We start from the raw sequence: 13,410 nt of genomic DNA, 5'->3' as shown, positions 1-13,410 counted from the left end.
CACTTCCCCGGTGTCAGACCCAGCGGTCGCGGATCTGGTCACACGAGCAGCAGCCGGGCACACGAGACAGGACGAGGGGACACGAGGGACATGAGGATCGACGACAGCACACGACGCGTACGCCACGAGGTGGCGGACGGGGTCCGCGTGATGGCGTTCTCGCTCGCCTCGTCGATCGTGCTGGCCACGCTGATCGCGATCGGGCTGGGCCAGCTGTGACGACTCCGAGCCACGTCCCGGTCCTCCTGGAGCGCGTCCTCGACCTCCTCGCGCCGGCGATCGTGGGGGACCGCCCCGTCGTCGTCGACGCGACCCTGGGGCTCGGCGGCCACACCGAGGCGATGCTCAACCGATTCCCCACGGTGCACGTCATCGGCATCGACCGCGATCCCGACGCCCTGGAGCGGGCCCGCACCCGCCTCGCCGGATTCGGCGACCGCGTCACGTACGCCCATGCGGTCTACGACGAGATCGCCGACGTGGTCCGCGAGGCCGGGTTCCGCTCGGTGTCCGGGGTGCTGTTCGACCTCGGCGTCTCCTCGATGCAGCTCGACGTCGCGGACCGCGGCTTCGCGTACGCGCAGGACGCGCCGCTCGACATGCGCATGAACCCCGAGGACGAGCTGACCGCCGCGGACATCCTCAACACGTACACCTCGAGGGACCTCGCCAGGGTGCTGCGCGAGTACGGCGAGGAGAAGTTCGCCAAGCGCATCGCCGACACCGTCGTGGCCGAGCGCGCCAAGGAGCCGTTCACCACGAGCGCCCGCCTGGTCGACCTGGTCCGCGACTGCATCCCGCAGGCTGCACGCCGCACCGGCGGCAACCCCGCCAAGCGCACGTTCCAGGCGCTGCGCATCGAGGTCAACGACGAGCTCGGCGTCTACCGCCGGGCCCTGCCGGCCGCGCTCGAGGTGCTGGCGCCCGGCGGCCGGGTGGTCGTGCTCTCGTACCACTCGCTCGAGGACCGCATCACCAAGCGGGCGTTCACCGAGGTCACCACGACCGACGTGCCGCGTGACCTGCCGTTCGTGCCCGAGGGCCACGAGGCGAAGTACCGCCTCGTCACCCGCGGTGCCGAGATGGCGACCGAAGCAGAGATCGACGACAACTCCCGGGCCCGCTCCGTGCGGCTCCGCGTGGCAGAACGGATCGCCGCATGAGCACACCGCTGACCCGGTCCTTCGCCCCCTCGCCGCGGCGCATCGAGGAGGCCAAGGCGGCCGGCCTCCGGCTCGTCCACCCGGTGCGCAGCCGCGCGAAGCGGGCACCGTTCGTCGTGATCGTCATGACGATCCTGTCGATCGGGCTCGTGGGTCTCATCCTCATGAGCACGGTCCTGCAGGCGCAGTCCTTCGAGGCCGCCCGGCTGCAGAGCGAGGCGACGACGCTGAAGACGCAGAAGCAGGCCCTCGCCCGCGACGTCGACCGGCTGCGGAGCCCCGCCCACGTCGCCCGTGAGGCGATCGCGATCGGCATGGTCCCCAACGCCAACCCCGCCTTCCTGCGCCTCTCCGACGGCCGGATCCTCGGTGTGCCCGAGGCCGCCAAGGCCGGCAGCAACATCCGGAGCGTGAACTGATGACCGCCAACCAGCTGCTGACGCGTCGCCGTCTGCGCGCGTGCCTCGTGCTGGTGATCGCCGTCTTCACGCTGTTCGGCGCCCGCCTGTTCCAGATCCAGGGACTCGACGCCAGCGCGTACGCCGCGCAGGCCGTCGCGTCCGGCACCCAGAAGAAGGTCGACCCCGCCCCGCGTGGCGCGATCCTGGACCGCAACGGCGAGCAGCTCGCGACGAGCGTGGACGGCTTGACGCTCATCGCGGACCCCAAGATGACCGTCGACAACGCACCGCAGATCGCCCGCATCCTGCGCGAGAAGCTCGGCGACGAGATCGACTACTTCGACATGATCGACAAGCTGCGCACGCCCAAGTCGCGCTACGTCCAGCTCGTCCGCGACCTGCCCAAGTGGACCGCGGACAAGGCAGTCACGGCGCTCGACAAGGCACGGCTGCCGGGAGTCTTCACCGAGAAGGAGACGCTGCGCACGTACCCGGGCGGCCGCCTCGCAGCGAACCTGCTGGGCTACACGAACGCCGCCGGAGAGGGCGTCGCGGGCATCGAGCAGCAGTACGACAAGATCCTCACCGGCACCGACGGCTCCAGCACGTACGAGGTGTCGCCGACGGGCCAGCGCATCCCGATGGCCGACAGCACCGTCAAGGAGATGGTGCCCGGCCGCGACGTGAAGACGACGATCGACCGCGACCTGCAGTGGTACGCCGATCAGCGCCTCGCCGACGCGGTGCGCGACTCCAGCGCTGACTGGGGCCTCGCGGTCACGATGGACGTCAAGACGTGCCAGATCGTGCAGATGTCGCAGGCGCCGACGTTCGACCCCGACACCCGCACCGGGATGACGGACGACCGGACGGTGTCGCGCGGCGTCCAGCACGTCTACGAGCCCGGCAGCGTCATGAAGACCGTGACGATGGCCGCACTCGCGGACCAGGGCAAGATCGCGGCCGACACCCCGATCGTGGTCCCGCCGAAGATGGTCATCGACAAGTACCCGATCGGCGACTACTGGCAGCACGGCACCCTGCGCCTCACCGCTGCCGGCGTCATCGCGAAGTCCTCCAACCTCGGCACGATCGTCGCTGCGCAGCAGATGAGCAACAAGACGATGCACGCGTACCTCAGCAAGTTCGGCTTCGGTGACAAGACCGGCGTCAACCTGCCGGGCGAGTCCAAGGGCATCCTGACCGACGGCGCGGGCTGGACCAAGGCCAACCACGCGACGATCTCGTTCGGCCAGGGCATCTCGGTCACCGCGATGCAGATGATGCGGGCGGTGGGCGCGATCGCGAACGCCGGCAAGATGTGCGAGCCGTCGGTCGTGACCGCCACGGTCGACGAGGACGGCACCACGACCCCCGTCGAGGCGACCGAGACGAAGCGGATCGTCTCCAAGGACGCCGCCGCGTCGGTCACCCGCATGATGGAGGCCGTCACGGCGCCCGACGGCACCGCCCCGGCAGCCGCGATCAAGGGCTACCGCGTCGCAGGCAAGACCGGCACGGCCTGGCGCGTGGACCCCACCACGGGGCGCTACATCCGCGGCCAGAACACGGTGTCGTTCATGGGCTTCGCGCCTGCGGACAACCCCCGCTTCCTGACCTACATCGTGCTCGACAAGCCCTACAGCAACGCAGGCGGCGGCTCGACCGCGGCGCCGGTGTTCCACGACGTCATGTCGATGGCGCTCGAGCGCTTCGGGGTCGCGCCGAGCGGCTCCAAGAGTCCGAAGGTGGCGCAGTCTTGGTAACCGGGGCGGCTTCGCCGCCTCGGTCGCTCGTTCCTCGCGACCTTTCCCCGTGCTCGCTGGCGCTCGCACGGGGCCGCTTGTCTCGCTTCGCTCGACCTGCTGATTGCGTTCTGGGGCCGCCGCCTCGCTTCGCTTGCGGCTCGAGGGGCTTTGGGGTTGGTCGACATGGGTGGGAGATAGGGTTGTTGGGTGAGTGACGTGATGCGGGTACGGCCTTCCACGACACCCCGATGGAGCCTCGGCGAGCTCGCCGCCCTGGTCGGGTCCGAGGCCTCCGACGAGGCCGTGGTCACGGGCATCGCCCTCAACACCGCGCAGATCGTCCCGGGCGACCTGTACGCCGCGCTGCCGGGTGCGAACACGCACGGCGCGACCTACGCGAGCGTGGCCCGCGACCACGGGGCGACCGCCGTGCTGACCGACGCCGAGGGCGCCGCGCTCGTCGGCGACGTGCTGCCTGTCGTCGTCGTCGACGAGCCGCGCCGGCGTCTCGCGGACCTCAGCGCCGCGTTCTACGAGCACCCGTCGGAGTCCTTCACGACCGTCGGCATCACGGGCACGCAGGGCAAGACCACCACCACGTACCTCGCCGAGGCCGCGATGGGCGAGCGTCGCTCCGCAGTCGTCGGCACGATCGGCACCCGCATCAACAAGGTGCCCGCCCCGTCGGCCCTCACCACGCCCGAGGCGCCCCAGCTGCAGGCCCTGTTCGCGGTCATGCGCGAGGAAGGCGTCGAGCTCTGCGCGATGGAGGTCTCGAGCCACTCGCTGGTCCAGGGCCGGGTCGACGGCTTCACGTTCGACGTCGCGGTGTTCCTCAACCTCGGCCGCGACCACCTCGACTTCCACCGCGACCTCGACGACTACTTCCTGGCCAAGGCCGCGTTGTTCACGCCCGAGCACGCGCGCCACGCCGTCATCAACATCGACGACGCCCACGGGCGGCGCCTGCGCGATCTGACGCCCCTGCCCGTCACGACGTTCTCGACCACGGGCGAGCCGGCCGACTGGCGCGCGGTCAACATCCGTCCCCACCGGCTCGGGACGGACCTGGAGGTGCTCGGCCCGGACGATCTCGCGATCGACCTGTCCGTGCCGCTCCCGGGCGTCTTCAACGTCTCCAACGCGCTGGCAGTCATGGCGGCCCTCACGACCGCGGGCCGCGACCCGCACGAGCTCGCCGCCGGGATCGCCGCGAGCCCGGGAGTGCCGGGACGCATGGAGCGCGTCGACGTGGGACAGCCGTTCACCGCGATCGTGGACTACGCCCACAAGCCCGACGCGGTCGCCGCGGTGCTCACCGCGCTGCGCCCCGTCACGGCGGGTCGCCTGATCGTCGTGATCGGCGCAGGTGGCGACCGCGACCACGGCAAGCGTCCGCTCATGGGCGAGATCGCCGCACGTCACGCGGACGTCGTGATCGTCACGGACGACAACCCCCGTACCGAGCCGCCCGCCGCGATCCGCGCTGCCGTGCTGGAGGGCGCCGCCGCCGGACCCGGCGTGGCCGTCGAGGTGCCAGGCCGCCGTGAGGCCATCGCCCACGCGGTCGCGATGGCACACCGCGGCGACACCCTCGTGGTGGCGGGCAAGGGCCACGAGCGCGGCCAGGAGATCGCGGGCGTCGTGCACCCCTTCGACGACCGGGACGTGCTGGCCGAGCTGATGGGTGCCCTGTCGTGATCCCCATGAGCCTGGAGGAGATCGCGGCGGTCACCGGCGGTGTCGTGAGCGGGGACGCCTCGATCGTCGTGGACGCGCCTGCGTCCGTCGACTCGCGCACGATCGAGGCCGGCGGGCTGTTCGCGGCGATCGCCGGTGAGCGCGTCGACGGGCACGCGTACGCCGAGACGGCCATCGCGTCGGGTGCCGCGGCCGTGCTGGGCTCGCGGGAGACCGGTGTGCCCACCGTGGTGGTCCCCGACGTGACCCGTGCGCTGGCCGACCTCGCCCGCCACGTGCTCGCACAGCTCGAGGACGTCGTGGTCGTGGCGATGACCGGGTCCAGCGGGAAGACCAGCGTCAAGGACCTGCTGGCCCATGCGCTCGCCCCCGACGGGGTGACGGTCGCGACCGCCGGCAACTTCAACAACGAGCTGGGCGTCCCGCTCACGGTGCTGCGTGCGGACGAGCTGACCCGCTATCTCGTCGTCGAGATGGGCGCCCGGCGCATCGGTGACATCACGGCGCTGTGCTCGATCGCCCCCCCGGACGTCGGGATGGTGCTGAACGTCGGTCACGCACACGTGGGGGAGTTCGGGTCCGTCGAGCGGATCGCCGTCGCGAAGGGGGAGATGGCCGAGTCGGTCGGCGCCGACGGAGTCGTGGTGCTCAACGCCGACGACCCACTGGTTGCGGCGATGGCGGCCTGCACCGAGGCGTCCGTGACGACGTTCGGTCGCGCAGGCGATGTCGCCCTCGGCGAGGTCACGATCGACGCGGACGGCTTCCCGCACTTCACCCTGACCCACGACGGGCGCACGGTCGAGGCGTCCGTCCCCCTGATCGGCGCCTATCAGGCGCTCAACGCGGCCGCGGTCGCGGCGGCCGCCCTGGCCCTCGGTGTCGACCTGACGACGACTGCCGCCCGGCTGGCGACTGCGCGATCCGCGTCCCCGATGCGGATGGACCGCCGGGTGCGCGCCGACGGTCTCGTCGTGATCAACGACGCGTACAACGCGAACCCCGAGTCGATGGAGGCGGCCCTCCGTGCGGTCGCTGCCGTCGGGCAGGGACGCGCCGTCGCGGTGCTGGGCGCGATGCTCGAGCTCGGCGACGACAGCGAGTCCGAGCACGCCCGCATCGGGCAGGTCGCGGCCGAGCTGGGCTTTCGGCGCGTCGTCGTCGTGGGGGAGGGGGCCGCGGGCATCGCGCACGGTGCAGGTGCCGTGGCCGAGCGCGTCGACGACGTCGATGTGGCAGTTCGCACACTCTCCGCGAGCCTGTCGGGGGACGAGGTCGTACTTGTGAAAGCATCGAGGGGCGAGCGACTCGAACGGGTCGCCCACGCACTGCTGCAGCCCTGACGTCACCCTCGTCGGCCCACTGAGGCACCCCTGGAACCTGGACCCTGGAAAGGACCCACGACGCGATGAAGGCAATCCTGATCGCGGGAGCGCTGTCGCTGCTGATCACCCTCATCGGGACCAGGTTCGCGATCTCCGTCCTCGTCAAGCAGGGCTACGGCCAGCTCATCCGCGACGACGGCCCGACCTCCCACCACACCAAGCGGGGGACGCCCACGATGGGCGGGCTCGTGGTGATCATCGCAGTCGTGATCGGCTACTTCGTGGCCAAGCTCGCCACCCAGACCGCGCCCAGCGCGTCGGCGCTGCTGCTGCTCTTCCTGTTCGTGGGGCTCGGGGCCATCGGCTTCCTCGACGACTTCATCAAGGTCTCCAAGCAGCGCAACCTCGGGCTGCGGAGCAAGGCCAAGCTCATCGGCCAGACCGTGGTCGGCCTGATCTTCGCGGTGCTCGCGATCGGCTGGGAGGACGACGCGGGCCGCACGCCGATCACCCACTACTTCTCGTTCACCCGCGACTTCGACTCCTGGCGCCTGCCGACCATCCTGCTGGTGCTGTGGGTGCTCGTGCTCGTGGCCGGGGCCAGCAACGGCGTCAACCTCACCGACGGCCTCGACGGCCTCGCGACCGGCGCCGCGATGATGGTCTTCGGCGCCTACGTCTTCATCAACATCTGGCAGAGCAACCAGAACTGCGCGACCAACCCCGGCATCAAGTGCTACGAGGTCCGTGATCCGCTCGACCTGGCGGTCGTCGCCGCCGCGCTGACCGGAGCGTGCTTCGGCTTCCTGTGGTGGAACGCGTCCCCGGCCAAGATCTTCATGGGCGACACCGGCTCGCTGTCGCTCGGCGGTGCGATGGCCGGCTTCGCGTTGATGACCCGCACCGAGCTGCTGCTGGTCATCATCGGTGGGCTGTTCGTCGCGATCACGATGTCGGTGATCCTGCAGGTCGGCTGGTTCAAGATCTCCGGCGGCAAGCGCATCTTCCGGATGGCACCGCTGCAGCATCACTTCGAGCTCCTCGGCTGGGCCGAGATCACGATCGTCGTCCGGTTCTGGATCATCAGCGGCCTGTGCGTCGCGACCGGGCTCGGCATCTTCTACAGCGAGTGGGTCACGGGCGTATGAGTGTGGATCTGGGTGCCCTCGGGCGCGAGACGTCCTGGCAGGGCGTACGGGCCGCGGTCGGCGGGCTCGGCGTGAGCGGCTTCGCGGCCGCCGACACGCTGCAGCACCTGGGCGCCGACGTGATCGTGCTCGACGACGGCGACGGCGACACCCTGCGCGAGAAGGCGACGCTGCTGGAGATCCTCGGCGTCGACGTCCGCCTCGGACCCGGCTCGACGGCGACGTTCCCCGAAGGCATCGACCTGTTCGTCACCTCGCCGGGGTGGGCGCCGACCACGCCGATGCTCGCCGACGCCGCAGCCCGGGGCATCCCGGTCTGGGGAGAGGTCGAGCTCGCGTGGCGTCTGCGCGGCGAGGGCGGCGCCCCGTGGCTCGCGGTCACCGGCACCAACGGCAAGACCACGACGGTCCAGATGCTCGAGTCGATCCTGCGTGCGCAGGGGCTCAACGCGCTCGCGGTCGGCAACGTGGGCACCCCCGTGCTCGAGGCCGTCATGAACCCCGAGCCGTTCGACGTCCTGGCCGTCGAGCTGTCGAGCTATCAGCTGCACTGGAGCCAGTCCATCTCGGCGCGGGCGAGCGCGGTGCTCAACCTGGCCCCCGACCACATCGACTGGCACGGCGGGATCGACGCCTACACGGCCGACAAGGGCCGCATCTACCAGAACACGCAGGTCGCCTGCGTCTACAACGTCGAGGACCCGGTGACCGAGCGGCTCGTCGAGGAGGCCGACGTCATCGAGGGGTGCCGCGCGATCGGGTTCACCCTCGGCATCCCCGCCCCGGGGATGATCGGACTGGTCGACGACGCGATCGCCGACCGCGCGTTCATCGCAGGCCGGGTCTCCAGCGCCGCCGAGCTCGGCACGATCCACGACATCGGGCTCGACGCCCACGGAGACCGTGACCGGGTGCCCGCCCCCCACATGGTCGCCAACGCCCTTGCCGCCGCTGCGCTCGCCCGCGCCCACGGGGTCGAGCCCCGCGCGGTCCGCGACGGCCTGCGAGCGTTCACCCCCGACGCGCACCGCATCGCCGAGGCCGGCGAGGTCGCCGGGGTCCGCTACGTCGACGACTCCAAGGCCACCAACCCCCACGCGGCGCAGGCGTCGCTGCGGGGCTTCGAGCACGTCGTGTGGATCGCGGGAGGCCTGGCCAAGGGTGCGACGTTCGACGAGCTCGTGAGCGGCGCCCGCGACCGCCTCCGAGGGGTCGTCCTGATCGGCGCCGACCGGGCGCTCATCGCCGAGGCGCTGCGCCGACACGCGCCCGACGTCCCCGTGGTCGAGGTCGACTCGGGCGAGACTGATCCCATGGATCGCGTCGTCGAGGTCGCGGCATCGCTCGCCCAGCCGGGTGACACGGTGCTGCTGGCTCCGGGGTGCGCGTCCATGGACCAGTTCGCCAACTACGCCGCACGCGGTGACAGCTTCGTCGCCGCGGTCCGTCGTCTGCGCGACCGGTCCTGACCAGCACGCACGGGCTGCAGAGTCCCCCAGGCAGAGGACGAGAATGAGCACGACGGAGGATCGGCGGACCCCGGCCATCGTCGAGGCCGCGCGGCGTACGCTCGAGCGGCCGCTCGCGTCCTATCAGCTGGTCCTCGGCGCGACGACGCTCCTGCTCGGCCTCGGCCTGATCATGGTGCTGAGCGCGAGCTCGATCTTCGCCCTGGTCAACTACGGCAACTCGTTCTCGATCGTCCTGCGCCAGATGATCTTCGCGGTGCTCGGCGTCATCGGCGCGATCATCGTGTCGCGCATGCCGCTGGCGACGCTGCGCCGGTTCATCACACCGTTCCTGGTCGTCTCGGTCCTGCTCGTCATGGCCACGTTCGTGCCCGGCGTGGGCCTGGAGCGCAACGGCAACCGCAACTGGCTGCCCTTGTTCGGCGGCTTCCAGCTGCAGCCCTCGGAGTTCGCGAAGCTGGCCCTGGTGCTCTGGATCGCCGACATCTACGCCCGCCGGCAGAAGTACCTCAACATCCCCCGCTACGTCATCACCCCCATGGTCCCGGTGGCCGGCAGCGTCGCGCTGCTCGTCGTGGGCCAGCACGACCTCGGCACCGCGCTGGTGCTGTTCGCCCTCATCATCGGCATGCTCTGGGTCGCCGGACTGCCGCGCAAGCAGATGGGCGCGCTGCTGGCGATGCTGTTCGTCGGCCTGGTGCTCGCGGTCGCGCAGTCGCCGCACCGCGTGCAGCGCCTGCTCAACTTCACCAACCCCGAGGCCGATCCCGACAGCGCCGGGTTCCAGGCCATCCACGGCATGATGGCGCTCGCGCGCGGCGGCTTCTGGGGCGTCGGTCTCGGCGGCAGCCGGCAGAAGTGGGGCTCCCTGCCCGAGGCCCACACCGACTTCATCCTGGCGGTGATCGGCGAGGAGATCGGCCTGGTCGGGGCGCTGGTCGTGCTCGTGCTGTTCATCGTGCTCGGCTTCGCCGGCCTGCGGATCGCGACCCGCACGCGCGAGCCCTTCGTGCGCTACACCGCCGCGGGCATCACGATCTGGATCATGATCCAGGCAGTCATCAACATCGGCATGGTGCTGGGCATGCTGCCGGTCATCGGCATCCCGTTGCCGCTCATCTCGTACGGTGGGTCGAGCCTGCTCGTCACGCTCGTGGCGCTGGGCATCCTGCTGAACTGCGCCAAGTCCGAGCCCGGCGCCCGCCGGGCCCTCGAGGCCGGGCGCGCCAACCGCAAGAAGAGGAAGTAATCCGTGCGCGTGCTGCTCGCCGGCGGGGGGACCGCCGGTCACACCTCGCCGCTCCTGGCCACCGCGGCCGTGCTGGCCGACGCCGGTGCCGAGATCACCTGTCTCGGGACCCCGCGAGGCCTCGAGGTGACCCTGATCCCGCAGGCCGGCTATCCGCTCGAGCTGGTCCCGCCCGTGCCGCTGCCGCGGCGTCCCGGCAAGGCCATGGTCCAGGTCCCCGGCAAGCTGCGGGCAGCGGTCAGGGCGACCCGCGAGGTCGTCGACCGCGTCCGTCCTGACGTCATCGTCGGCTTCGGCGGCTACGTCTCGGTGCCGGCCTATCTCGTGGCCCGTCGCCGCCACGTGCCGTTGGTCGTGCACGAGGGCAATGCGATCCCCGGCATCGCCAACAAGCTCGGTGCACGACTCACCACGCACGTCGCCACGAGCTTCCCCGACACCGACCTGCGCCACGCGCGCTACGTCGGGCTGCCGATCCGCCGGGAGATCTCCGCGGTGGACCGCGCCGCGCTGCGCGCCGAGGCACGGCAGTTCTTCGGCCTCGACGCCGACCGCCCGACGCTGCTGGTCACGGGCGGCTCGCAGGGCGCCCGACGCATCAACCAGACCCTCTCGGCCTCGGCGCGCGACCTGGCCGACGCGGGCGTGCAGGTCCTGCACGCCGCAGGACGTCCCGACGAGGTGCCGGTGCAGCCGCGCCCGGGCGATCCGCCGTACGTCGTGGTGCCGTTCATCGACCGCATGGACCTCGCCTACGCCGCCGCCGACCTGATCGTCTGCCGCTCCGGCGCCAACACCGTGACCGAGGTCGCCGCGGTCGGCCTGCCCGCGGCGTTCGTCCCGCTGCCCATCGGCAACGGGGAGCAGGCCCACAATGCACATCCCGTCGTGCAGGCCGGTGGAGCGCTGCTCATCGACGACGCCGCGCTCACGCCCACGTGGATCGGCAACGTGGTCGTCCCCCTGGTGTCCGATCCCGAGCGGCTGTCCGCGATGTCGGCCGCGGCGACGGGCATCGTGCGGCGCGACGCAGACGTCCGGCTCGCGGAGATGATCCGGGAGGCTGCCGGCGCATGAAGATCCCCGTACCGGCCGAGATCCCTGCGGCCGACGCGCTCGGTGCCGTCTTCTTCATCGGCATCGGCGGAGCCGGCCTCTCCGCGATCGCCCGCCTGATGGCCCAGCAGGGCGTGCAGGTCTCCGGGAGCGACGCCGCGGACTCGGCCGTGCTCCAGGCGCTCCGGGCCGAGGGCATCACGTGCCACGTGGGGCACGATCCGTCCCACCTCGAGGGCGTCGACACCGTGATCGCCTCGACCGCAGTTCGGGACGACAACCCCGAGATCGTCGAGGCCCAGCGGCGCGGGCTGCGTCTGTGGCCGCGCTCGGCCGGTCTCCGCGCCGTCATGGAGGGCCGGCGGACGATCGCGGTCGCAGGTACGCACGGCAAGACCACGACCACCGCGATGCTCACGTGCGCGCTCATCGCCGCCGGTGCCGAGCCGTCCTTCGCGATCGGGGCCGAGGTCGCGAGCCTCGGTGCCAACGCCCGCCTCGGCTCGGGCGACCTGCTCGTCGCCGAGGCGGACGAGAGCGACGGCGCGTTCCTGGTCTACGCCCCCGAGGGGGCGATCGTGACCAACGTCGACGCGGACCACCTCGACAACTACGGGACCGTCGAGGCCTACGACGCCGCCTTCGACGAGTTCATCGGGCATGTCGCCTCCTTCGTCGTCCTCAACGCGGACGACCCGGGAGCACGGCGTCTCGCGGCCCTCGCCCGTGACAGGGGGGTCGAGGTCGTCCTGGCCGGATTCGCCGAGGACGCCGACCTGCGGGGAACCGACCTGGACGTGCAGGGAACAGCCACGACCTTCCGGGCCCGCCTGCGCGGCACCGATCTCGGACCTCTGCGGCTCGCGGTCCCGGGGGCGCACTACGCGCTGGACGCGCTGCTGGCGCTCGCGGCAGGCCTCCACCTCGGCCACGACGTCGATCGGCTGGTCGCCGGGCTCGGCGCGTACACCGGCGCCAACCGCCGCATGCAGCCGCTGGGGGAGGCCGGCGGCGTGCGCGTCTACGACTCGTACGCCCATCATCCCACCGAGATCCGGGCCGATCTCGCCGCCGCTCGCGCGATCGCGGGCGATGACCGCTTGGTCGTGGCCTACCAGCCGCACCTGGTCAGTCGTACGCGCATCCACGGGGTCGAGATGGGGCGTGAGCTCTCCACCGCCGACCGGGTGGTCGTCGCCGACATCTATCTCGCCCGCGAGGACGCCGACCCGGCCGTGACCGCCGCGATCGTCGCGGACGCCGTCGACGGACCCGAGGTCACCCTCGGTGGACCCGTCGCGGGGCTCGCCGACGTCCTGCTGCCCGAGCTGCGTCCCGGTGATCTGCTGCTGACCCTCGGGGCCGGCGACATCACGACCGTCGGCCCGGCGGTGCTCGCGGCCCTGGACGGCCGGGCGTGACGGATCCACGTTTCGTCGACCGGGCCCGCCAGGACCGCCGGCGCAAGATCAAGCGGATCGCCCTGGCCGTCCTGGCCGTCGTCGTGGCGGCCGCGGTGGTGTGGACGATCTGGTTCTCCAGCCTGCTCGCTGTGCACGACGTGAAGGTCGCGGGACAGGCGACCTACAAGCCGGCCAAGATCCTGCGCGTGGCCGACGTCCCGGCAGGTCGACCGCTCGCCCGGGTGGACCTCGCGGCGATCGAGTCGCGGATCGCGGGGCTGGAGCGGATCGAGTCCGTCGACGTCTCCCGGTCGTGGCCCCGGACGATCTCGATCGACGTGGTCGAGCGTAAGGCGATCATCTGGGCGACGGTCTCGGGCCGCATCCGAGGCATCGACAAGGAGGGGATCGACTTCCGCTCCTACGGCTCCGAGCCGTCCCAGCTCGTGGAGGCCACGATCACGGTCACCGATCCGGCGCAGCGGCTCGAGACGACCCGATCGGTCGCGACGGTCGTGGACCGCATCGGACGCGAGGACCCGAGCCTGCGTCGGCAGCTGCAGTCCGTCAGCGCGGCGAGCAAGGACTCGATCGAGCTCGACCTGACCCGGGGACGCACCGTGGTGTGGGGGAGCGATGCGAAGGGTGCGCGCAAGCTCGAGGTGCTGCGGTCCCTCCTGGCGCTCGATGCGACGCGTTACGACGTCAGCGCACCGGACCAGCCGACGACACGTCAGTAGTCGCGGC

General features: G+C 71.3%; 12 protein-coding genes. All 12 read left to right on the top strand.

What is annotated here, in order from left to right; genetic code table 11:
- Positions 1–90: 90 nt before the first annotated feature.
- The 12 genes from GEV27_RS18080 to GEV27_RS11580 all read left to right on the top strand — a co-directional run bounded on the left by GEV27_RS18080 (position 91) and on the right by GEV27_RS11580 (position 13,403).
- The gene (locus GEV27_RS18080; protein WP_255489187.1) at positions 91–219 is read left to right on the top strand and encodes a hypothetical protein; all 129 of its coding nucleotides are present in this window, start codon (positions 91–93) and stop codon (positions 217–219) included.
- The gene (rsmH, locus tag GEV27_RS11630; RefSeq protein WP_243838990.1) at positions 216–1,163 is read left to right on the top strand and encodes a 16S rRNA (cytosine(1402)-N(4))-methyltransferase RsmH; all 948 of its coding nucleotides are present in this window, start codon (positions 216–218) and stop codon (positions 1,161–1,163) included. Before GEV27_RS18080 ends, rsmH begins: the two co-directional genes overlap by 4 nt.
- A complete protein-coding gene (locus GEV27_RS11625) occupies positions 1,160–1,582 on the top strand; it encodes a hypothetical protein (protein ID WP_153652376.1) in 423 nt (140 codons plus the stop codon). The genes rsmH and GEV27_RS11625 overlap by 4 nt, the downstream gene beginning before the upstream one ends.
- Entirely contained in the window at positions 1,582–3,330 is a 1,749-nt protein-coding gene (locus GEV27_RS11620) for a penicillin-binding protein 2 (protein ID WP_153652377.1), read from the top strand. Before GEV27_RS11625 ends, GEV27_RS11620 begins: the two co-directional genes overlap by 1 nt.
- A 201-nt stretch (positions 3,331–3,531) precedes the next feature.
- Positions 3,532–5,013 carry a UDP-N-acetylmuramoyl-L-alanyl-D-glutamate--2,6-diaminopimelate ligase gene (locus tag GEV27_RS11615; RefSeq protein ID WP_153934700.1) on the top strand — a complete coding sequence of 494 codons (1,482 nt, stop codon included), beginning with the start codon at positions 3,532–3,534 and terminating at the stop codon, positions 5,011–5,013.
- A gap of 5 nt (positions 5,014–5,018) precedes the next feature.
- Positions 5,019–6,356 carry a UDP-N-acetylmuramoyl-tripeptide--D-alanyl-D-alanine ligase gene (gene murF / locus GEV27_RS11610; RefSeq protein ID WP_153934698.1) on the top strand — a complete coding sequence of 446 codons (1,338 nt, stop codon included), beginning with the start codon at positions 5,019–5,021 and terminating at the stop codon, positions 6,354–6,356.
- 65 nt (positions 6,357–6,421) lie between these two features.
- Complete coding sequence (mraY, locus tag GEV27_RS11605; RefSeq protein ID WP_153934380.1) at positions 6,422–7,486, top strand: phospho-N-acetylmuramoyl-pentapeptide-transferase; 1,065 nt, start codon at positions 6,422–6,424, stop codon at positions 7,484–7,486.
- Positions 7,483–8,955 (top strand): UDP-N-acetylmuramoyl-L-alanine--D-glutamate ligase, encoded by a 1,473-nt coding sequence (murD, locus tag GEV27_RS11600; protein WP_153934379.1) that lies wholly within the window; start codon positions 7,483–7,485, stop codon positions 8,953–8,955. The genes mraY and murD overlap by 4 nt, the downstream gene beginning before the upstream one ends.
- A 43-nt stretch (positions 8,956–8,998) precedes the next feature.
- Positions 8,999–10,204 (top strand): putative lipid II flippase FtsW, encoded by a 1,206-nt coding sequence (ftsW, locus tag GEV27_RS11595; RefSeq protein ID WP_153652381.1) that lies wholly within the window; start codon positions 8,999–9,001, stop codon positions 10,202–10,204.
- A gap of 3 nt (positions 10,205–10,207) precedes the next feature.
- Positions 10,208–11,281 (top strand): undecaprenyldiphospho-muramoylpentapeptide beta-N-acetylglucosaminyltransferase, encoded by a 1,074-nt coding sequence (gene murG, locus GEV27_RS11590; RefSeq protein WP_309222201.1) that lies wholly within the window; start codon positions 10,208–10,210, stop codon positions 11,279–11,281.
- The gene (gene murC, locus GEV27_RS11585) at positions 11,278–12,681 is read left to right on the top strand and encodes a UDP-N-acetylmuramate--L-alanine ligase (protein ID WP_153934377.1); all 1,404 of its coding nucleotides are present in this window, start codon (positions 11,278–11,280) and stop codon (positions 12,679–12,681) included. The genes murG and murC overlap by 4 nt, the downstream gene beginning before the upstream one ends.
- Positions 12,678–13,403 carry an FtsQ-type POTRA domain-containing protein gene (locus GEV27_RS11580; RefSeq protein ID WP_153934375.1) on the top strand — a complete coding sequence of 242 codons (726 nt, stop codon included), beginning with the start codon at positions 12,678–12,680 and terminating at the stop codon, positions 13,401–13,403. Before murC ends, GEV27_RS11580 begins: the two co-directional genes overlap by 4 nt.
- The last annotated feature ends 7 nt before the right edge of the window (positions 13,404–13,410 follow it).

The organism is Aeromicrobium sp. S22 (assembly GCF_009661045.1).
GTDB lineage: Bacteria > Actinomycetota > Actinomycetes > Propionibacteriales > Nocardioidaceae > Aeromicrobium > Aeromicrobium yanjiei.
The sequence above is the reverse complement of the archived record's forward strand: the minus strand, read 5'-3'. Positions and strand labels throughout refer to the sequence as shown.

Excerpts from the sequence above, each read along its gene's own strand:
- GEV27_RS18080 (WP_255489187.1), top strand. The coding sequence starts at position 91 with ATGAGGATCGACGACAGCACACGACGCGTACGCCACGAGGTGGCGGAC.
- GEV27_RS11625 (WP_153652376.1), top strand. The coding sequence starts at position 1,160 with ATGAGCACACCGCTGACCCGGTCCTTCGCCCCCTCGCCGCGGCGCATC.
- GEV27_RS11620 (WP_153652377.1), top strand. The coding sequence starts at position 1,582 with ATGACCGCCAACCAGCTGCTGACGCGTCGCCGTCTGCGCGCGTGCCTC.
- GEV27_RS11615 (WP_153934700.1), top strand. The coding sequence starts at position 3,532 with ATGCGGGTACGGCCTTCCACGACACCCCGATGGAGCCTCGGCGAGCTC.
- murF (WP_153934698.1), top strand. The coding sequence starts at position 5,019 with ATGAGCCTGGAGGAGATCGCGGCGGTCACCGGCGGTGTCGTGAGCGGG.
- mraY (WP_153934380.1), top strand. The coding sequence starts at position 6,422 with ATGAAGGCAATCCTGATCGCGGGAGCGCTGTCGCTGCTGATCACCCTC.
- murD (WP_153934379.1), top strand. The coding sequence starts at position 7,483 with ATGAGTGTGGATCTGGGTGCCCTCGGGCGCGAGACGTCCTGGCAGGGC.
- ftsW (WP_153652381.1), top strand. The coding sequence starts at position 8,999 with ATGAGCACGACGGAGGATCGGCGGACCCCGGCCATCGTCGAGGCCGCG.
- murC (WP_153934377.1), top strand. The coding sequence starts at position 11,278 with ATGAAGATCCCCGTACCGGCCGAGATCCCTGCGGCCGACGCGCTCGGT.